This is a genomic window from Aneurinibacillus sp. Ricciae_BoGa-3 (assembly GCF_028421645.1).
Lineage (GTDB): Bacteria > Bacillota > Bacilli > Aneurinibacillales > Aneurinibacillaceae > Aneurinibacillus_B.
Genome location: NZ_CP116887.1, coordinates 2,031,945 through 2,050,216, shown reverse-complemented (window position 1 = coordinate 2,050,216; position 18,272 = coordinate 2,031,945). Strand labels below are relative to the sequence as shown.

Here is an 18,272-nt window from a genome sequence, read left to right as displayed (position 1 = left end):
AAGTATCGTTACTCCCTAGTTGGCTTTGGCTTCTTCAACATTTGCTTCCTTTACATTTGTTTCGGGCTGCGATTTGAATCGAGCTACAGCTATCGATCTGAATTTGTTATCAGTAAAGACAGCTAAGATGATAACCACGCCTTTGACTATGCCTTGATAGTAGGGGTTAATATTCATGAGATTTAAGATATTATCAAGGATCCCCATAATAAAAGCACCTATCAATGTCCCAAAAACTCCACCCTGACCCCCCGCTAGACTCGTTCCACCTAAAATTACGGCCGCAATTGCATCTAGTTCAAGTCCTGTGCCAGCTGTTGGTTGTGCTGAACTTAATCTTGCGGTGTAAATTAGAGAAGCAATAGATGTAAATATTCCGCTGAGTATAAAGGTCGTAATGATAACACGGTACGTGTTAATCCCGGTTAAACGACTTGCTGATTCGTTCCCACCGACAGAATAAATATAACGGCCTAACTTTGTATGCTTAAGTAAAATATGTAATAGCACGAATATTACAACCATTAAAATTACGGGTATAGGAACGCCTAAAATATGACCGTTTCCAATTTCACGAAATGACGAACTGCGAACAACAACTGGATACCCATTTGTTAACACCAAAGTGAGTGCTCTCGCTACCGCCATTGTAGCTAGTGTCACAATAAATGATGGCATCTTCCCTTTGGTTGATAAAAATCCATTAATTGAGCCAAAAAATATCCCGACAATTAAACTTACCAGTATCGCTAACATCACACTGTTTGTCGAAGCCAGAACACCTGCTACTATAGCACCTGAAACAGCAAGCACTGCACCTACTGACAAGTCAATTCCAGCAACTAGGATTACTAATGTCATTCCAGCACCCACAATTGCTGTAATAGAAACCTGACGAGCAATATTTAAAAGGTTTGTTGTTGTAAAAAATGCATTACTCAAAAATGAAGCAATGATTACAATCACCAATAAGACAAACAATGTACGATATTTACTAAGCTGCCCCATTGTTCTCACCACCTGTCGCACAAATCATGATTTTTTCCTGTGTAGCTTCATCCTTGTTAAATTCACCGGTAATACATCCTTCGTGCATTACGAGAATACGATGACTCATACCGAGTAATTCAGGTAACTCGGAAGAAATCAATATAATGGTCACCCCTTGTTCAACCAAGTTCTTCATCAATTGGTAAATCTCTGCTTTGGCACCAATATCAATGCCACGTGTTGGCTCATTTAAAATAAATATTTTAGGATCGGTTTCAAGCCATTTTCCTAAAACCACCTTTTGTTGATTGCCCCCACTTAAAAATTCAACTTTTAAGTCTGCACTCGCTGCTTTAATCTTCAAAGCCTTAAAATTCCGTTCAACTAATTCCTTTTGCTTCTTTTTATCTATGAAAATCGACCGCAACACCGATTTCAAGTTAGCAAGTGTCAAATTTTCCTCAATTGACATTGAAAGAACAATTCCCTCTCCCTTTCTGTCATCCGATACTAAAGCGATCCCCTTCTCAATTGCATCTTTACAATTTTTTAAAAAAACCTTTTCTCCTTCTAAAAAAATGGAACCTTGACGAACTGGAAGAGCACCAAATATTGCCTTGGCTAACTCCGGGCGTCCAGATCCTATAAGACCCGCAATGCCAAGAATCTCACCCTTATAGGCTTGAAATGAAACATCCTTTACGCTATCATCAACACAAAGATCTTTAACTTCCAGCCTTACTTTCTTTTTTGCATTAGGCAAGGTTGGGTAATAGTCAGTCAATTGACGTCCTACCATGAGTGAAATAAGTTGCTCTTTACTGGTATCTACTGTCCGCATACGCTGAATAAATTTTCCGTCACGTAGTACCATAATAGAATCACAGATTTCAAATATTTCTTCCATTCGGTGAGAAATATAAATGATCCCCACCCCGTCTTTCTTTAATTCTTTTATAATATAAAAAAGCTTATTCCTTTCTTCGTCATTTAGAGCAGCAGTAGGCTCATCCATAATAATTACCTTGGCATTGAAGGAAAGTGATTTTGCAATTTCAACCATTTGTTGTTCCGCTACACTAAGTGTACTAACTGATCTTTTTGGATTAACTGACAGGCCCACTTTTTTCAATAACTGCTCAGTATCCTTGAACATCTTGACCCAATTGATAAAAAGATTTCCCGGTTTCATTGGCTCCCGGCCTAAGTAGATATTCTCCGCAACACTAAGATAGGGAATTAAATTAAATTCTTGATGTATAATTGAAATGCCAAGGGCTTGTGCATGGTTTGTATCCTGTATTTTAACTGACCTTCCTTCAATTCGTATCTCACCCTCATCCGGTTGATATACACCTGCTATTATTTTCATCATTGTCGACTTTCCTGCCCCGTTCTCTCCTAAAACAGCTAAAACTTCACCTGTTGTAATTTCAAGGTCCACACCGTCAAGTGCTTTTACACCAAAAAAGGATTTTCTAATTCGATGTAAATCAAGCAAGAATTGATCCATCTCTTCTCAACTCGCTTTCAACATCTAATTGTCATTGTGGAAACTTTTAGTAAACTACTCCAGCAACTAAAATAACATTTGCGTATGATGTAAATTCACCTGAGCGAATTGCTGCTTTTGCTTGCTTAGTTTTTTCTTTAAAGGCTTCATGAGGCATAGTTTCAATAGGTATTCCAGGCAGCAGGTTTACAATATCCCTATACATATTAGGACTTATCTTTTCTGTTTCTTCAGCAAGAATTATTTTTTCGACTTCTAATTCGGTTACTACTTCCCGTAGGACGTCTAGGAATGCCGGTTTCCCCTGAACAAGAGACAAATCTACCCGCTCTATTTCTTGCGGAATGGGTAGCCCCGCATCCGTAACAACCAAAAGATCAGTGTGACCAGTTTCTGCTATCACCCTTGAAAGCTGTGGATTTAGAATGCCTGACCTTTTCATGTGAAATCCCACCTTAATTTTTATTTAATGAATGAGGCACCTGGTGTTTTAAAAAGTTGTTGACTTCATCAATAGAAGGTAAGGAAGACTGTGCTCCGAACTTGGTTACAGCAAGAGTACCGACTAGTCCGCCATATGTAACTGCTTCTTTAATTGACATTCCTTTTAAAAGTCCAACGGCCATACCACCGTTAAAGGCATCTCCTGCCGCAGTGGTATCCACCACTTCGACCTTCTGAGCGGAAACATGGTGGAATTCCATCCCATCTGATAGTAGACATCCATTTTCTCCAAGTGTTATGACAACATTTCTAACGCCACGGTTTAGCAATTCTTTTGCGGCTACTTTTGCAGATTCTATGCTGGTTATTTTAATGCCAGTTAATATTTCTGTTTCGGTTTCGTTTGGTGTTAGATAATCGATATAGGCATATAATTCATCAGGGAGACTTTGTGCTGGTGCCGGATTTAAAATGACTGGTATATTGTGTTTTTTTGCAACTTTTGTTGCATGAAGGACTGTTTTAAGTGGAACTTCGAGTTGAAGCATAAGCAGTGCTGAACGGGAAATAAGATCTTCAACCTCGTTAACATCCAGTTCATCCACATTTGCATTTGCAAGTGGCACAATTATAATACTATTATCGCCTAGTGCATCGACGCTAATATGGGCAATACCGGTAGCAGTTTCGTTATCCGTTTTTATAAACTCGGTAACTACTCCTTCTCTTGCTAAATTATCCAAGATAGAATTTCTAAACAAGTCATTTCCTAACCTGCCCACCATATATGTTTTTGCCCCTAATTTAGCAGCCGTGACTGCTTGGTTTGCACCTTTTCCGCCGGGAACCATGGCAAAGGCTTCTCCCAAAACCGTCTCTCCCTTGATGGGCCTTCTTTGCGTTTTAGCTACTAAATCCATTGTCATGCTTCCTAAAACAGTGATAAATTTTTCTCTCAAAATTACTCACTCTCCAATCTAAACGTTTACATTTTTAGTTTTAAAAAAATTATTTGTTATTGGTGGATTTTCGTATAACTAATTGTGGTAAAAGTACAATTTTCCTAGGTTCTTTAAACTCTGCTCCATTTATTCTTTCGATAAGTAAACTTGCCGCAATTTCCCCCATGTATCGCATTGGACGGGAGACCACGGTTAATGGAGGTTCAATAAATGTAGCAAGATCCAAGTCGTCAAAACCAATAACGGTGATATCTTTTCCTAATTGTAGATGCCGACGTTGAATGTACTTCAATAATCCAAGAGTCATCAAGTTGTTAGCCGAAAAAATTGCTGTTGGTGGCTGACTCATCGCCAACAATTTTTCTCCTAGTCGATAACCGCTCTCTTCTTTAAAGTCTCCTTCCAGAATATACTCTTGGCGAATTGGGATTTCGAAGTCCGTATGGGCTTGTATGTATCCCTTAGTCCGGTCCCTGCCAGGAGTAACATTCGATGGTCCTCCAATGAGGCCAATTTTTGTATGACCTTCGGTAACCAAATGTTTAACAGCAGTGTATGCCCCTCTTGTATTATCAATTACAACCGAATCATAGGGGGATTTATGAATATAACGGTCAAGTAGTACAATTGGGGAACTATCAAATTCAAATTCAACTAAAGGACTGTCTAGTTCACTTGCTGTTGTTACAATTAGTCCATCTACACGTCTTTCTCTTAGTGCACTCAGAATTCTTGATTCTTCATCCACTGATTCATCGCTGTTTGCTAAGAACGTGGTAAAACCATATTCTCTTGCATATTCCTCAATACCTTTAATTACTTCCGGAAAGAAAGGGTTTGCAATATCGGGAACAATCACCCCAATTGTTTGAGTCCTTTTGACAACCATACTCCTGGCTATTACGTTAGGAGAATAATTTAACTCTTCAATGGCCTCCCGTATACGGCTCTCAGTAGAAGGTTTTACCCCTCCTAAACAGTTAATAACACGTGAAACTGTAGCAATTGAAACATTTGCTTTTTTCGCAACATCCTTAATCGTGGACATAATACTCCTTTGCGGTCGCTTACTAAGAGAATATCTAAACGTTTACATTTTATATATTTGATAATAATCTGATTATATCTTGAGTGTCAAATGTTTTTTTTACACTACCGTTTTGCTATTTATTCATCGCCTATTATTTCAGAATTGGTTAGTTAATGAAATACCTATTTAAAACTAAATTTTATGGTATAATAGACTTGAAGCGGAATATGCATTTTATTATCGCGCTTCGTAACACCATTCCGCATGCCATGTCGATTCTTTGTCTAGCATTAAACGAACGTCCCAAATTGTTTAAAATCTCGACCCTTCTTATAGAGTCCATAGCATAAACTGCTATGGACTTTTTTAGTTCCCTTATTGAACATTGCGTGACCATTGTCTGAATACTAACTACCCGTTTTTAACTGGTGCTATAATGTTTTTTGCTAACAAGTAGTATAAGTTAGCACTCCACTCCTTTATGTTTTAACAGACTCCAATTGTTGAAAAACTAGAGTCCATAGTTTTGTTAGCTATGGGCTTTTGTTGTGCCCATTTTACCGAAAAACGGTAATAGGAAAAACTAAGTTGTCATTTTTAATTTATTATGATATTTAACGCAGAGGCAGCTTTAGGCCATCCAACGTAAAAGGCCATTTGTGTTATCAAAGCAATAATTTCGTTTTCGTTAATTCCATTCTTTTGAGCTAATTGTAGATGAAATGGTAGTTGTTCAGTGTTGCCAATACTAATCAAAGCGGAAAGTGTAATTAAACTTCTTTCTTTTGATGTTAAAGTAGGATCTCTCCACACTTTTTCGAATAATACGTTTTCACTGTAATCAACAAAATCGGGAGCAATTTCTCTCATTTTCTTTGGTATATTGGATTCAATACGATCATTCACTATTCCTTTTCCTCCTTCGTATTAACCATTTGTGCTATTCCTTGACCAAATGACCAGTTTTCAGCAGATGTCTCGTTTAATGTAATAAAAATATCAGTTGTGGAGATGTTTAAATCATTAGAAATAGCTTTCGATATGGATTGATATAAATTACTTTTCTGATTCATTGTTCTTCCTGGCCCACATGCAATGGAAACATGTATCATTTTTTCTCTTCTCTTTTTCTTTCCTTCTAACAGGTAAAACGGATCGTAAAAAAATTGATTAGATTGGTAGGGAAAAAACATGTGAAAGTAATCATTTTCCGGAACTTTAAAATGTTCAATTAATGAACGATGAATACTATTGCTCACCTTTTTTAATTTTTCTTGATCCGTTACACCTTCAGGATAATAAACATTAACAAAAGGCATATAGTCTCACTCCCTTTCTTGTAATATTATTTTAATTCGCATACTTCAATTTGTATAATTGAAAATACGTTATATTATTATCAATAAAACCGATAAAGATGAGGTGTGAGATGGATATAAAAGAGTTAAAAACATTTAAAATGATTGTTGAAGCAGGAACTTTTTCACTTGCGGCAAAAAAATTAAATTATGCTCAGTCAACAGTAACGACACATATAAAAAAACTAGAAAAAGAGCTTGGTTTTCTTCTATTTGAACGAGGGTGGGATGCTCGACTAACGGATGAAGGTAACTTATTTGCGGAGGAAGTAGATAACTTGTTAATGCATTGGGATTATTCAATATCTCAAGCACAGCGTATAAGCAGTGAGGAGAAGGGGAAATTAAGAATAGGATTATTAGAGTCTTTTACTAAAAAATTAATGCCGTCTATATTAAAATATTTAAACAATGAGAAACCGTACATACATTGTGATTTTGTCGTGGGAAATACAGCTCTTTTATCAAAAATGATCGATCAAAATCAGATTGATTTTGCTGTATGTGGAAATAACCAAAATATCTCCAACGTCAATTTCACTCCACTTTGTAAAGAACAAGTTGAATTTATAGTAAATAATCCTAATCATCCGGTGTTACAAAAAGAGTCAGTTGAAATATCTGATATAATCAATTATCCTATTTTCATTGGAGAAAATAGTTGTTATTATTACCAATCAGTGAACGCTTTCTTATTAGAAAACAATTTAGCCTTTAAAAGAGTCTATAATTGTAGTTCACTACATCTAATTCCACAAATGGTTGTTGGGGATGCAATAGGCATCATACCAAAGGGAACTGTTTTAAACCAAAATACAATATCATTTAAGGTTAATGGATATGATCCCAAATTTCCTATAGGATTATTAATTTCTTCTAAAAAAAGAAACTATTTAAGCCAAACAAAGCAACAACTTATTAAATTGATTGTATCGTCGATGTAGATTTAGTTTGATTTGCCTTAATTCATATTGGACACTTCCTCTTATATTTCATATTAGAGCGTTAACTAACAAGTGTCCATGAAACTGTACGAATAGTATGAAACCCAGATGAGCTTACATTCCAATGAAGATATAGATAGGGAAGCAGCCGTCTTGATTGCCAAATTGATAAAAAAAGGAATACAGACAGCTTAGTAATGTGCTTACAAATAGAACTCGCATCCTTCCCACGGTGGACTGGATGCTTTTCTTTTATTGCCTGTACAATTAGAACGTCAAGTTTTTGACTAATTTCAATTACATCCGGATGCAGGAAGTTGAAATTATATTTCTCAGCTGTACTTGTCATTAACCTTTTCAGTTCGCTAATTTGTGCATCAACCGAGCAATCCATTAATATTTCATCCCTTTTATGTATAGTAACAACTTAATTAATGTATTATTTTTAAAATTAATAATCAACTGAAATATTTCGCCCTTATTCTACAAATTATGAAACATCAAAGATTTTAAAATACATTGAATTTTTAATTTAATTATTTTATATTTATAGATGCGGCATGCCATGGCAACTTAAAAAATTCATGCATATGAATCTATTCAACATGCGATCATTGATTATAGCACTCGGTTTACGTTAAAGGATCATGTGCTTTATCTAGTTCCGGGAAAAGAGTATACTGTTTTCGAAATCGAAGGGCACTTGTCCTCAGTTGAAATTTGTTATGATATCCGCTTTCCGGAACTAGCAAGGGCCATCGCATTAACAGGTGTGAAAATCTTGTTTATACCAGCTCAGTTTCCGATTCAAAGGGAAGACCATTGGTGAATATGGTAAAACGTTCACGTTTACGATGGTGCTTAGAAGCGAATCGCCGGCTGGCAAGCAAAGGAAAATAAGGCCTCGATAGAAAAAAGAGGGATCTCTCCCTCCTAAATGGGTACCGTTTAAAATATAGCAGCAACATAATACTGTACAGACTGATTCCAGATACTAAAGATGGTTCAGCAACATGAATTACTTTCGCTGATTCACCTATACGAGTTCCTTTTTTTGAGCACGGTAAGCTTGATCCAATAGATTCCGTATCCCAACATCTAAAAGAGAAAAACGCGGATCCTGGGTGTCACCTTTTTTCCAGCGATAATAGATCTGCTGGAGAACTGCAGCAATTTTATAAAATGCAAACGTGAGGTAATAATCAATCTGTGAGAGGTCTCTTCCAGTTTTTTGGGCATAAAGCTCGATAAATTCTCGACGTTTAATAAAACCAGGATTCGCTGTAACGGATGTAAGCCCCGTTTCCGCTTCTCCTTCCTCTGTCCAATAGGCAAGTGCAATTCCTAAGTCCGTTAACGGATCGCCAACAGTGCACATTTCCCAATCAAAAACTGCAACGCCCTGACTTACATCATGAGGAGATAACATCATATTATTTAACTTAAAATCATTGTGGACAATCGTTGCAGAATGTGAAGTAGGGATGTTGTCTATCAACCACTTTTCGATTTCCTGCGCCACATCTATGTGATCCGTTTTTGCATTCTGGTAGCGTTTGATCCAGCCATAAACTTGTCTTTCCAGAAAGCCCTCGGGGCGCCCAATATCTGATAATCCAACTTTTTGATAATCAATTTCATGAAGCTGTATGAGTGTATTCACCACCGTTTCAGAAACGACACGGCAGGTGTTCTTTTCTTGAAATGCCGGTGGTAAGAAATCATCTACTACAACCCCGTGTTTCTTTTCCATGATATAAAAGTGCTTATCCATAATCTTAGGATCTTCACAATATAGATAAGGTTCGGGAGCTAAAGGATAAACGGGATGGATTTTTTGTAAAATGCGGTATTCCCGTTCCATGTCGTGTGCCTTTGGAGGGATTTTCCCGAAAGGTGGGCGGCGAAGTACGCCTTCCCAATTTCCAATCTGGATCAGATAAGTCAAGTTGGAATACCCAGTTGAAAATTTTTTGACCTCCATGCTATCTTGGGTAAGACCATTGTTGTGGAACCGAATATAGCGTTCAATTTCAACCCAGTTAATCTCTTCACCTGAACGAATCGTTAAAAGATCCTCTTGACTCATAAACTACCTCCCTATTTGGAATGCTTTTAAAACCTGCTTCGCCACTACCATGCGATGTACTTCGTCAGCGCCATCATAGATACGTGCAGAACGAGCTTCTCGGTAAAAACCCTCCAGTGGTGTATCTGCTGTAATACCGAGTGCCCCATGAACTTGAATGGCACGATCAATGACATCTTGTAATACTTTTGCGCCAAAAAATTTGATCATCGAAATCTCTTTGCGTGCTTGATCACCTTGATCCATTTTCCAGGCAGCGTACAAAGTCATTAATCGGGCTGCTTCAATTTCAGTTGCCGAGTCCGCAATCATATTTTGTATGGTTTGGAATTCGGCCAATTTTTTTCCTCGGGTTTCTCTACGAAGGGAGTGATCAACCATCAGATCGAAACTCCGTTTAGCTACACCAATCCAACGCATCGCATGTGTAATTCGCCCAGGCCCTAGACGCAGCTGAGCCAATTTGAAACCCTCCCCACGATTTCCAAGCATATTTTCAGCAGGAATACGGCAATCGATATAACGCACCTCACCATGCCCCCCGGTATAATGATCTCCCATGAGCGCGATTTCCCGAACGATGTCAAAGCCTGGATTGTCAGCATCCACTATGAACATACTGAATCGCTCATGAGGAAGAGTATCCGGATCAGTGGCCGCCATGACAATCGAAAAGGAGGCACCAATTGCACCTGTTGTGAACCATTTATGGGCATTTATTACCCAATCGTTCCCGTCCTTTTCTGCACGAGCTAGTAGGGTTGTCGGATCAGAACCAGATACTTCGGGTTCAGTCATGGCAAAACAGGAGCGAATGTCTCCATTGACTAAAGGGAGTAAATATTTTCTCTTCTGCTCGGGTGTTCCGGCATGCCATAGAATCTCAGAATTTCCGGCATCCGGTGCCATGGAACCGAAAATATAGGGAGCGATTGGGCTTCTGCCGATAACTCATATATTTTTCATTGTGATACACATATTCGTCCATAAAAATAGATGCCTTTTCAATCATTTCTTGTTGTTCACCGGTTGAACTAAAATCGAACATACTCATCACTCCTATCAAAAGTTTTAGAAATTTTCTGAATATAATTGTTATTTTTACTCGTGAGAGATAACACTGCTACGAGTAATCAGCAACTGTATAAAGTTTAATTTCTTCTATATGTTCTTCCATTAGTTTTTTCGCTTCGTCTACTTTTTCATTATATAGTGCTGTCAAAATCCTTTTATGCATGTCGTTAGCTTGCAAGGGTCTATCAGAATCTTTCGCAATAATAATTCCAAACCATTTAATTTGCAATTCTAATGTGTTCATAAAGGATATCAACCGTTGATTTTCCGAAAACTGAATAATCGTCTGGTGCAATTGTCTATCAGCCTGAAAAAACGTTTCTGCATTGCCCTTTTTAATTTCTGCTTCAGCATGACCAGCCTCGTTTAACAATGATTCCAATACCTTTTTCGGGATTCTCGGGCTAGCTAATTGAATAGCCTGGCTTTCTAATGCTTTCCGAACATCATAAATCTCTACTATATCCCTCACTTTTGGTATACTGACAAAGGTTCCTGACCTTGGCTTTACTTCAATCAACCCTTCTTGTTGCAGACGATTGACCGCATCTCGTAAAGGCGTCTTACTTACTCCTAATTCCTCTACTAATTCTTCATAATTAATTCTAGATCCAGGCGGTAACTGATTAAGGACAATTTTATCCCGTAAATATATATACACTCGCTCATGTAAGTTGCGATTATCAAACTGAACCTGTTTAAGCATCTAACTAAATCACACTACCTTCCTTTGTTAAATAGATAGGCTGAAGAGCAGACAGATTTAAGACGTTAACTATACTCCATATGCAGTAAGGCCGCCATCGATCAATAATGTATGACCCGTTACATAATTTGCTAAATCAGAAGCCAAATAAAGTACTCCACCCACAACCTCATCAGGATTTCCTAATCGTTTACTCGGTGTTCGAGAAGTTATGGTATGTAAAAACTCTGGATCCTTTATGGCATTGGTAATTAAATCCGTCTTAATGTATCCTGGACCAACCGCGTTTACCTGGATGTTATATTTCGCCCACTCACTTGCCAAGACTTTGGTAAGTAATACAACTCCCCCTTTGCTTGAACTATACGGAGCTGAATTGGTGATCCCTACAACCCCACCTACTGAGGCCATATTCACAATTTTTCCATAACCTTGTTTAATCATTTCTTTCCCTACAGCCTGACACATAAAAAAATATGATCTTTGGTTAAGATCCATAACAAAATTCCAATCCTCTTCTGTCACTTCTGTTGATGGCTTCCTTTTTGAGACTCCTGAATTATTTACTAATACGTCTATCGTGGGGTAATTTTGTTTAATGTTCGCCACAACTTCTTCAATCGTATCTGTTACTGATAAATCTGCTGGAATAACAGCTGCTTTTCCTCCTGCATCTCTTATCCGGGAAGCTGTTTCTTCTAATTGATCTTTGCTGCGGCTAATCAACACTACATTCGCACCTAGCGAACCAAAGCCAACAGCGATATTCTTCCCAATTCCCCTGCTTGCACCGGTTACCACAACAACTTTGTCCTTAAAATCCAATTGGTACTTCATAAATTAAACACCTCCCATGGTTTGGAAAAAAGGGGTAGAGGGAAGGAGAATCGTTCCCTCTTTTAAAAATTCAATACTATGCAAGTTTAGATCGAAGATAAGCTACCAAATCACGATCCTCACTCTTGGTTTGTTCAGTAGATTTAATTGAGTCATTGTTATACGATTTCCACAGTACTCCTACAGGCATGGAAGGTTGGCTAAGGATTCCCACATACTCCTGCGGAGTTTTCGCAGGATTTTCTTGGTAATCAATATTCTCACGATAAAAGTCATAGCCTTGAGTCTTATTAAAAACTACACAAGGACTAAAAACATTGATTAAAGAAAAACCACTATGTCTTATTCCCTGTTTAATGAGATCTTCAAGGTGTTTAGCATCGCCAGAAAAACCCTGGCCAATAAAGGAAGCACCGGAAGACCAGGCCAGAAGCAGTGGATTTATAGGTACATCAGGATTTCCTGAAGGAGTTGTTGAAGATTGATATCCCAAACGGCTCGTGGGTGATGTTTGCCCTTTTGTATTCCCATATACTCCATTGTCCATAACGATATAAGTAATATTTAAATTTCGTCTAGCGGCATGAACAAGGTGACCTACGCCAATACCATATCCATCCCCATCTCCACCCGCTGCAATAACCGTTAAATCTGGTCGGGATGCTTTAACTCCTTGCGCAATCGGCAAGGAACGTCCATGTGTCCCATGAATGCTATATCCGCCGTAATAATGTCCAATCTTTCCGCTACAACCTATTCCTGAAACTAAGACCGTGTCTTCCGGATTAATTTGCAGGGAAAATAATGCGCGCTGCATGCATTTCAATACAGAGAAATCACCACATGCTGGGCACCACGTAGGTGTATTGCCATTCGAATAATCTTTTATAGTAAGTGAATCTGGCATTTACATTACCCCCTAATTAATTCATTATTTGTAGACTTAGTAGTTTTCAAGGCATTTTCAAATTCTTCAAGTGTGTAATGTTCACCATCAAATCGAAGGAGAGATTGTATGTTTTGGTTAACAAGAGCTGATTCGATAATAGAGCGTATTTGTGCTGTTGCATTATATTCAGCAACAATAACTGTTTCTGCATTGGATAAGGCAGCAGATATTTCTTCAATTGGAACTGGATGTAGTTGGCGAAGCAAAATACCGACGTATTTGTCAGGGTGAAGATTAACAATGTTTTCAATGAGCTCTCCCATTGAACCGGTTCCCACAATAGCCACCGAAGCTTCTGTATCGCCTACAATAGATAACGATCGGTTATACTGTATCTGATCTGCCTTATGCAATCGTCTCATGTGCAGCGTGTGTCGTACTTCTTTGTAATCGGGCTCCATAAATCCCCTTACGTCGTGTTCATCTCCGCTAGCAACGTAAGCCCCGCCTTTAATCCCAGGAATCGTTCTCACCGGAGGGGCACCATCAACCGAACGATATCTCACGTAGCCTTCTAAAGGAGCTGATTGGGTAAGAGTCGGACCTCTGTCGACCGCTACACTACGAATGGCTTTCTCTACGGAACACCACGGAATAGAGATCCGTCTTAATGCAAGGTCAAGATCGAGGGCAATAATCACCGGGCACTGGTAATAATCGGCTAGATTAAGGGCTTCTTGAATCACCACAATACAATCAAGGACATTTGTTGGGGAAAGTAAAATTCGTGCAAATTCGCCGTGACCAGCATAGCGAAGATGTAAGAGGTCGCTTTGTTCCGTTTTTGTTGGCATTCCAGTTGATGGGCCCCCACGCTGGTTATCGATAATAACAAGAGGAATCTCAGTAGCACCGAGATAACTAATCCCTTCTGTCATGAGTGCTATTCCAGGACCACTGCTCGCAACAAATGTCCTTTTACCGGCAAAGCTAGCCCCAATCGCAGCATGTATTGCAGCAATCTCATCTTCGACTTGATAAGTTTTTCCACCGACGGGCGGAAGCCATTTGGAGAGGTTTTCCAAGATTTCAGAAGCAGGAGTGATAGGATATCCGAAGTAATGACGAACTTCTCCAGCAATAGCTCCGATGGACAAAGCATCATTGCCCGAAATTGTTACATTACTTAGGGAGGAAGGTTGAAAGATCGGACCCTGTGCTTTAGATTGCCCTAAGAGATAGCCGCGATGGACTAATTTTTGGTTTGATTCGCCACCGAATCGGTCGCTTATAGCATCCTCTATTAGGGAAAATGGGAGCCCGAGATAGCCGGCAATAATTCCAAGACTCCAAACGTTAAATCCTAATTTCGGGGATTCTTCCCGATTTTCTTCAGGTACAAGTGTAGTAGACGATGGCCCGAATAATAGTCCTTTATCTTTTACTCGAGATATGTAACGTTTTGCTCCCTCATCATCCCATACCACTGCAATGTCGATAGCTTCTATCCGTGGAGGTGGGGATTCTTCCCCTTGTTCGGAAATATAAATCTCAAATGCGGTATGCCCACCTCTAATAATAGTGGAGAAGTCTCTCCATGCCCGGTGAGAAAAACCTTGTGATTGCAAAATACTAGATAAAATCTCTCCTGCTGTTTCTATACCTTGCCCTGTCAATCCCATTAGCGCAGCCGTCTTCATTATACATGCCTCCCAATAGATTATATAAAAAGGTCAAAATCTTATTTCTAATATCTGATATATCAGATTAAACATGCTATTACTAATAATCTAGGTGTAATCTTTATCTCGGTGGGAATAACCTTGAGAGCGAATCGCACCTGCTACTTCTATCCTATCTCATTAACGCAGCCATCTACACTACGCTTCCCTCCCAATACATTATATAAAAAAGTTAAAATCTTATTTCTAATATCTAATTCAATTGTATTGAATATTGTTAATATTGTCAATTATCGATCTAACAAGGAACTAAACTGGGTGTATCGACGAACCGACACTTACACCACTTAGGTTATAACACATAGGCTTTCGCTTAGTTAACTTCTTCTGGATAGGTAATCTTTTACTCTCCATTAATTTGAAGGAAACATCTGAAGACTATTTAGAATATACGGTTAATGCCGGCCTTTACACCGATATTAACCGTATAAAATCTAGTAACCGCGTCTACAGAACTAAATCACCAACCATTGGTTGTATGGACCGGATGAAGTCGTTGTGATACCATTTTCCAGCTTTCATTACCCCGACGATTCGTTCTGTTTCTTGTAATATCCTTACATCCTCTAATGGATTCCCTTCAACTACAATGAGATCTGCAAACTTACCTGATTCTAGTGTTCCGATCATTCCTCGTGGTTTCATTGCGGCCCCAGCGTCCCTGGTTGCTGCAAGAAGAACTTCCTTAGGAGTATATCCGAAATACTCGACAAAATTCTGGAGATCACGAGCGTAAGTACCATGGGGTGACCAATTAAAGCCAAAATCGCCACCGGGTAGAACACGCACACCTGCTTCTTTCATTCTTTTAACACTGGAAACGGTTTCATTTATTTCTTCCTGATATCCTGTAGCATCTAGAAATTCTCGTGAAACACCAAACTCTGCCCCGCGTTCGTAAAGCCCTACATGCCATTCAATAGCCGGTACTACAAAGATTCGATCCCTTACACTTCTTAGGAGTTCTACCGTCTCATCATCAAGCACGTTTGCGTGACCAATAATATCCATTCCAGCTTTTACCGCTATCCTTACGGCTTCCGCCTCACGTGCATGACAAACCGCCAACAGACCGCGGCGATGTGCCTCGTCCACAGCAGCACATACCTCTTCTTCGGTATACGTTAATTCACCGGGTTGATCATTATCAAGCATTCCTTCTCCATCGATATAAATCTTAACTACATCAGCCCCACTCTTTCGAATGCTTCTTACTGCTCTTCTTAATTCCCAAGGCCCATCCGCTTTTATTCCTAGCCCTTCCATTCCAAGTTTTAAATAATCAGGATTCCAATCAGGCATGCCTCCCGTTGCAGTAAGATCTCGTCCGCATGCAAGATAGCGGGGACCTTCAATTTTCCCTACCTGAATCGCATCACGTATCGCAACATCTACTCGGGAGATACTTCCGAAACTAATTGCCGACGTATAACCAGAGCGGAGCATGATTTTTGCGTTAAGCATTGCGTTTACTACTGTTTCTTCAACGGGAGAATTGAGATCGAGATCTTGAACGCTGTTTGCCCCAGAATAAGACAAATGAGCATGAGCTTCAACTAGGCCAGGCATAACAAAACGACCACTAAGATCGATACGGGGTACGTCCTCAGTTACCTCCCGCAAAAGGTCTTCTGTGGAACCAACTCTGACAATCTTGTCGCCTTCAACCAAAATGCCACCATTTACAGGATCTCCTCCCCGTCCATCAAAGATAGTCCCATTCACCATTAAAACACGCCTATTTTCCATCAAGATTCCTCCCTGATAAAATTTATAAAGGTCATAAACTAATATCCGATATCTGATATATCAGAATGGCCAATCTGTTTTAAGCGCTTTACCATTAAGCAACCCCTCAATAAATCACCCCTTTTCATATAAACCTTCAATCAATAAACAATTGCAAACACATCTGTTTTCATTTATGTAACCCCTTTCATTTATTTGTATTATACTTGCTCAAAAGATATACCTATTTGAACTTTTCAAGCAAGTAGATAAAGCGAACCAGATATTACACGAAAAATAATGAATTAACTTCAAAGATTTTCTCGTAATATAGATTTTAGTTGGTGATTTCATATTACCATACGTTAAAATATTCAGTCAATTGTGAATTTTATAATAAAATATACTCGATCAATAGAATTACCTGAATCACCGGATGTCGTCGGCATGGCCTTTCACCAAAAAAACTCATACTATCTCCTCCCATAGACAAAGATTCAATTACAATTCCATACTAATATGCTTATGGACTAGTACTAGACGAATGCCCATACTTTAAAAATCCAATAGATCACTGAACACCAATAACCCCTTTTTATTTATAAAGAGGCTTTTGGTTGGGCGGCATATCGTTCGGTTCAATTCTGGTACTCTTTATCCTGCTCGTAGGATACTAACATGCTATGTAGAAGGGTTTAAACGAGCGCTAAGGCACTCCCCTATTTTTACTGTTACTCATAAATGTACGGTAAGCGATAAATACAACGCAAGAACCAGAATGAACGAAAATGCTCGTTCTTCAGCAAAGAATCCCATTGTATGGCCTCCAATGTAAACTCACTGGAACTACCATTTATACTACTCACACAGGTTGAGACCACAGTTTTAAAATGGAAGGGCGTTTACATCTATTTGAAATGACACTGAACGCAACAAACCCCTTTGGATAAAAGAGGTTTGTTGGGAGTGGCATGAGTTTTTCGGTGACATTACAAGTTATGTAGAAGCGTTTCAACTGGTGTCAGGGCTATCTCATAAGATTCGTGCTCGATACTTCTATTTCAAAAACACGCAATAGAAGGCAACCAAATTAAAAAAGCACTTAAAAGTAAAAAGCCCACCTCAACTGATATGCTCCCAATAAAGTAGACAGCTGAAATAATAACAATCTGTTTACTTTATTGGGGGCTTTTTCTATTGCCAAAATTGCTTATTCTGTACAAGAAAAGTACGCGTTAATTGTCGCGTATCAGAACAGACAAACCTCGGTTCCAGACTTCTGTCGTGAATACAATATATCTAAAAGAACAAGCAACGAATGGGTCTATCGATTTCAAACGTATGGAATGGATGGACTTCATGGTTCCAGTGTCTTAAAGATAAGCGAGACCACCGTAAGGTAGAGACAGAGTTAATCCCTGTAGAGAAGACCCAGCGAGAAAATGAGAAATGGCTAACAGATGTGACCAAAATGAAGTACGGGGCCTCACAGAAGGCTTATTTAAGTGCGATTTTAGATTTACACGATGGGTCAATTGTAAGCTATGTATTAGGTACATCCAATAATAATGCGTTGGTGTTTAAAACCCTAGATTTAGCAGTGGAAGCCAAAGGAATACATACAATTTTATAATCATGAACGATTACAAAAAAGACTAAACGGCCTTAGCCCCTTAGAATACAGGGCTAAAGCCGCCTAGTTACGTTTATTTATTTCCGCTATCTACTTGACAGGGGGCAGTTCAAACGGAGTGGGCTTTCTTTATCTCCTAGTTATCGCAATTAGTTTTCACATGCACACGCAATAATAACTAAGAGAATAAACAGAACCAGAATGAACGCAATTCCACTTTCTCCACAACCAAAGAATCCCATAGTATGACCTCCTAGGTTTAAAGTTATTGAACTACAATATATACTACGCAGATGATTATGGACGAGTGTTAGACGAATACCATGATTATAA

General features: G+C 38.9%; 20 protein-coding genes and 1 pseudogene. 4 read left to right on the top strand and 17 right to left on the bottom strand.

Translation table 11 applies throughout. The features are described from left to right. Positions 1-15: 15 nt before the first annotated feature. From PP175_RS10455 to PP175_RS10425, 7 genes are all read right to left on the bottom strand, one after another. Positions 16-1,008: an ABC transporter permease gene (locus tag PP175_RS10455; protein WP_272442688.1), complete on the bottom strand. Its 993-nt coding sequence runs from the start codon at positions 1,006-1,008 to the stop codon at positions 16-18. Continuing rightward, positions 995-2,503, bottom strand: coding sequence for a sugar ABC transporter ATP-binding protein (locus PP175_RS10450; protein ID WP_272442687.1), 1,509 nt, complete (start codon positions 2,501-2,503; stop codon positions 995-997). The genes PP175_RS10455 and PP175_RS10450 overlap by 14 nt, the downstream gene beginning before the upstream one ends. A 46-nt stretch (positions 2,504-2,549) precedes the next feature. Further along, a complete protein-coding gene (gene rbsD, locus PP175_RS10445) occupies positions 2,550-2,945 on the bottom strand; it encodes a D-ribose pyranase (protein ID WP_272442686.1) in 396 nt (131 codons plus the stop codon). A gap of 13 nt (positions 2,946-2,958) precedes the next feature. Continuing rightward, complete coding sequence (gene rbsK / locus PP175_RS10440; protein WP_272442685.1) at positions 2,959-3,906, bottom strand: ribokinase; 948 nt, start codon at positions 3,904-3,906, stop codon at positions 2,959-2,961. A 49-nt stretch (positions 3,907-3,955) separates the two neighbouring features. Next, positions 3,956-4,957: a LacI family DNA-binding transcriptional regulator gene (locus PP175_RS10435; protein ID WP_272442684.1), complete on the bottom strand. Its 1,002-nt coding sequence runs from the start codon at positions 4,955-4,957 to the stop codon at positions 3,956-3,958. Between the two features lie 579 nt (positions 4,958-5,536). Continuing rightward, on the bottom strand, positions 5,537-5,845 hold the full coding sequence (locus PP175_RS10430) for a carboxymuconolactone decarboxylase family protein (protein ID WP_272442683.1): 309 nt from the start codon (positions 5,843-5,845) through the stop codon (positions 5,537-5,539). Continuing rightward, positions 5,845-6,258 (bottom strand): tautomerase family protein, encoded by a 414-nt coding sequence (locus tag PP175_RS10425; protein WP_272442682.1) that lies wholly within the window; start codon positions 6,256-6,258, stop codon positions 5,845-5,847. Before PP175_RS10425 ends, PP175_RS10430 begins: the two co-directional genes overlap by 1 nt. 110 nt (positions 6,259-6,368) lie before the next feature. Here PP175_RS10425 and PP175_RS10420 point away from each other — a divergent pair, with 110 nt between their 5' ends. Beyond that, complete coding sequence (locus PP175_RS10420; protein ID WP_272442681.1) at positions 6,369-7,241, top strand: LysR family transcriptional regulator; 873 nt, start codon at positions 6,369-6,371, stop codon at positions 7,239-7,241. A 61-nt stretch (positions 7,242-7,302) separates the two neighbouring features. Here PP175_RS10420 and PP175_RS10415 read toward each other — a convergent pair whose 3' ends face one another. Then, positions 7,303-7,635: an aspartyl-phosphate phosphatase Spo0E family protein gene (locus PP175_RS10415; protein ID WP_272442680.1), complete on the bottom strand. Its 333-nt coding sequence runs from the start codon at positions 7,633-7,635 to the stop codon at positions 7,303-7,305. A gap of 255 nt (positions 7,636-7,890) precedes the next feature. Between PP175_RS10415 and PP175_RS10410 the strand changes: the two genes are divergently transcribed. Then, positions 7,891-8,070 carry a nitrilase-related carbon-nitrogen hydrolase gene (locus tag PP175_RS10410; protein WP_272442678.1) on the top strand — a complete coding sequence of 60 codons (180 nt, stop codon included), beginning with the start codon at positions 7,891-7,893 and terminating at the stop codon, positions 8,068-8,070. 207 nt (positions 8,071-8,277) lie between these two features. Here the strand turns inward: PP175_RS10410 and PP175_RS10405 are convergent, their stop codons facing one another. The 8 genes from PP175_RS10405 to PP175_RS10370 all read right to left on the bottom strand — a co-directional run bounded on the left by PP175_RS10405 (position 8,278) and on the right by PP175_RS10370 (position 16,327). Beyond that, positions 8,278-9,330: a phosphotransferase family protein gene (locus PP175_RS10405; protein ID WP_272442677.1), complete on the bottom strand. Its 1,053-nt coding sequence runs from the start codon at positions 9,328-9,330 to the stop codon at positions 8,278-8,280. Between the two features lie 3 nt (positions 9,331-9,333). Continuing rightward, positions 9,334-10,239 (bottom strand): acyl-CoA dehydrogenase family protein, encoded by a 906-nt coding sequence (locus PP175_RS10400; RefSeq protein ID WP_272442675.1) that lies wholly within the window; start codon positions 10,237-10,239, stop codon positions 9,334-9,336. Continuing rightward, positions 10,214-10,378, bottom strand: a complete 165-nt coding sequence (locus PP175_RS10395; RefSeq protein WP_272442674.1) for a hypothetical protein — start codon at positions 10,376-10,378, stop codon at positions 10,214-10,216. The genes PP175_RS10400 and PP175_RS10395 overlap by 26 nt, the downstream gene beginning before the upstream one ends. Before the next feature lie 75 nt (positions 10,379-10,453). Then, positions 10,454-11,110, bottom strand: a complete 657-nt coding sequence (locus PP175_RS10390; RefSeq protein ID WP_272442673.1) for a GntR family transcriptional regulator — start codon at positions 11,108-11,110, stop codon at positions 10,454-10,456. 69 nt (positions 11,111-11,179) lie between these two features. After that, a complete protein-coding gene (locus PP175_RS10385; RefSeq protein WP_272442672.1) occupies positions 11,180-11,947 on the bottom strand; it encodes an SDR family NAD(P)-dependent oxidoreductase in 768 nt (255 codons plus the stop codon). A 76-nt stretch (positions 11,948-12,023) separates the two neighbouring features. After that, entirely contained in the window at positions 12,024-12,854 is an 831-nt protein-coding gene (locus PP175_RS10380; protein WP_272442671.1) for a thiamine pyrophosphate-dependent enzyme, read from the bottom strand. Positions 12,855-12,859: 5 nt separating this feature from the next. Further along, on the bottom strand, positions 12,860-14,536 hold the full coding sequence (locus PP175_RS10375; protein ID WP_272442670.1) for a 2-oxoacid:acceptor oxidoreductase family protein: 1,677 nt from the start codon (positions 14,534-14,536) through the stop codon (positions 12,860-12,862). 489 nt (positions 14,537-15,025) lie between these two features. Continuing rightward, on the bottom strand, positions 15,026-16,327 hold the full coding sequence (locus tag PP175_RS10370) for a metal-dependent hydrolase family protein (protein ID WP_272442669.1): 1,302 nt from the start codon (positions 16,325-16,327) through the stop codon (positions 15,026-15,028). Positions 16,328-17,487: 1,160 nt separating this feature from the next. Between PP175_RS10370 and PP175_RS29885 the strand changes: the two genes are divergently transcribed. Further along, positions 17,488-17,709, top strand: coding sequence for a helix-turn-helix domain-containing protein (locus tag PP175_RS29885; RefSeq protein WP_442870438.1), 222 nt, complete (start codon positions 17,488-17,490; stop codon positions 17,707-17,709). Between the two features lie 32 nt (positions 17,710-17,741). Further along, positions 17,742-18,006 (top strand): annotated as a pseudogene (locus PP175_RS10365) (IS3 family transposase); the annotation flags it as partial. Positions 18,007-18,088: 82 nt separating this feature from the next. Here PP175_RS10365 and yjcZ read toward each other — a convergent pair. Next, complete coding sequence (yjcZ, locus tag PP175_RS10360) at positions 18,089-18,181, bottom strand: sporulation protein YjcZ (protein ID WP_272442668.1); 93 nt, start codon at positions 18,179-18,181, stop codon at positions 18,089-18,091. Positions 18,182-18,272 lie beyond the last annotated feature (91 nt).

Excerpts from the sequence above, each read along its gene's own strand:
- PP175_RS10370 (WP_272442669.1), bottom strand. The coding sequence starts at position 16,327 with ATGGAAAATAGGCGTGTTTTAATGGTGAATGGGACTATCTTTGATGGA.
- PP175_RS10450 (WP_272442687.1), bottom strand. The coding sequence starts at position 2,503 with ATGGATCAATTCTTGCTTGATTTACATCGAATTAGAAAATCCTTTTTT.
- PP175_RS10395 (WP_272442674.1), bottom strand. The coding sequence starts at position 10,378 with ATGTTCGATTTTAGTTCAACCGGTGAACAACAAGAAATGATTGAAAAG.
- PP175_RS10380 (WP_272442671.1), bottom strand. The coding sequence starts at position 12,854 with ATGCCAGATTCACTTACTATAAAAGATTATTCGAATGGCAATACACCT.
- PP175_RS10455 (WP_272442688.1), bottom strand. The coding sequence starts at position 1,008 with ATGGGGCAGCTTAGTAAATATCGTACATTGTTTGTCTTATTGGTGATT.
- PP175_RS10375 (WP_272442670.1), bottom strand. The coding sequence starts at position 14,536 with ATGAAGACGGCTGCGCTAATGGGATTGACAGGGCAAGGTATAGAAACA.
- yjcZ (WP_272442668.1), bottom strand. The coding sequence starts at position 18,181 with ATGGGATTCTTTGGTTGTGGAGAAAGTGGAATTGCGTTCATTCTGGTT.
- PP175_RS10425 (WP_272442682.1), bottom strand. The coding sequence starts at position 6,258 with ATGCCTTTTGTTAATGTTTATTATCCTGAAGGTGTAACGGATCAAGAA.
- PP175_RS10385 (WP_272442672.1), bottom strand. The coding sequence starts at position 11,947 with ATGAAGTACCAATTGGATTTTAAGGACAAAGTTGTTGTGGTAACCGGT.
- PP175_RS10415 (WP_272442680.1), bottom strand. The coding sequence starts at position 7,635 with ATGGATTGCTCGGTTGATGCACAAATTAGCGAACTGAAAAGGTTAATG.
- PP175_RS10435 (WP_272442684.1), bottom strand. The coding sequence starts at position 4,957 with ATGTCCACGATTAAGGATGTTGCGAAAAAAGCAAATGTTTCAATTGCT.
- PP175_RS10405 (WP_272442677.1), bottom strand. The coding sequence starts at position 9,330 with ATGAGTCAAGAGGATCTTTTAACGATTCGTTCAGGTGAAGAGATTAAC.
- PP175_RS10420 (WP_272442681.1), top strand. The coding sequence starts at position 6,369 with ATGGATATAAAAGAGTTAAAAACATTTAAAATGATTGTTGAAGCAGGA.
- PP175_RS10400 (WP_272442675.1), bottom strand. The coding sequence starts at position 10,239 with ATGGCACCGGATGCCGGAAATTCTGAGATTCTATGGCATGCCGGAACA.
- rbsD (WP_272442686.1), bottom strand. The coding sequence starts at position 2,945 with ATGAAAAGGTCAGGCATTCTAAATCCACAGCTTTCAAGGGTGATAGCA.
- PP175_RS10390 (WP_272442673.1), bottom strand. The coding sequence starts at position 11,110 with ATGCTTAAACAGGTTCAGTTTGATAATCGCAACTTACATGAGCGAGTG.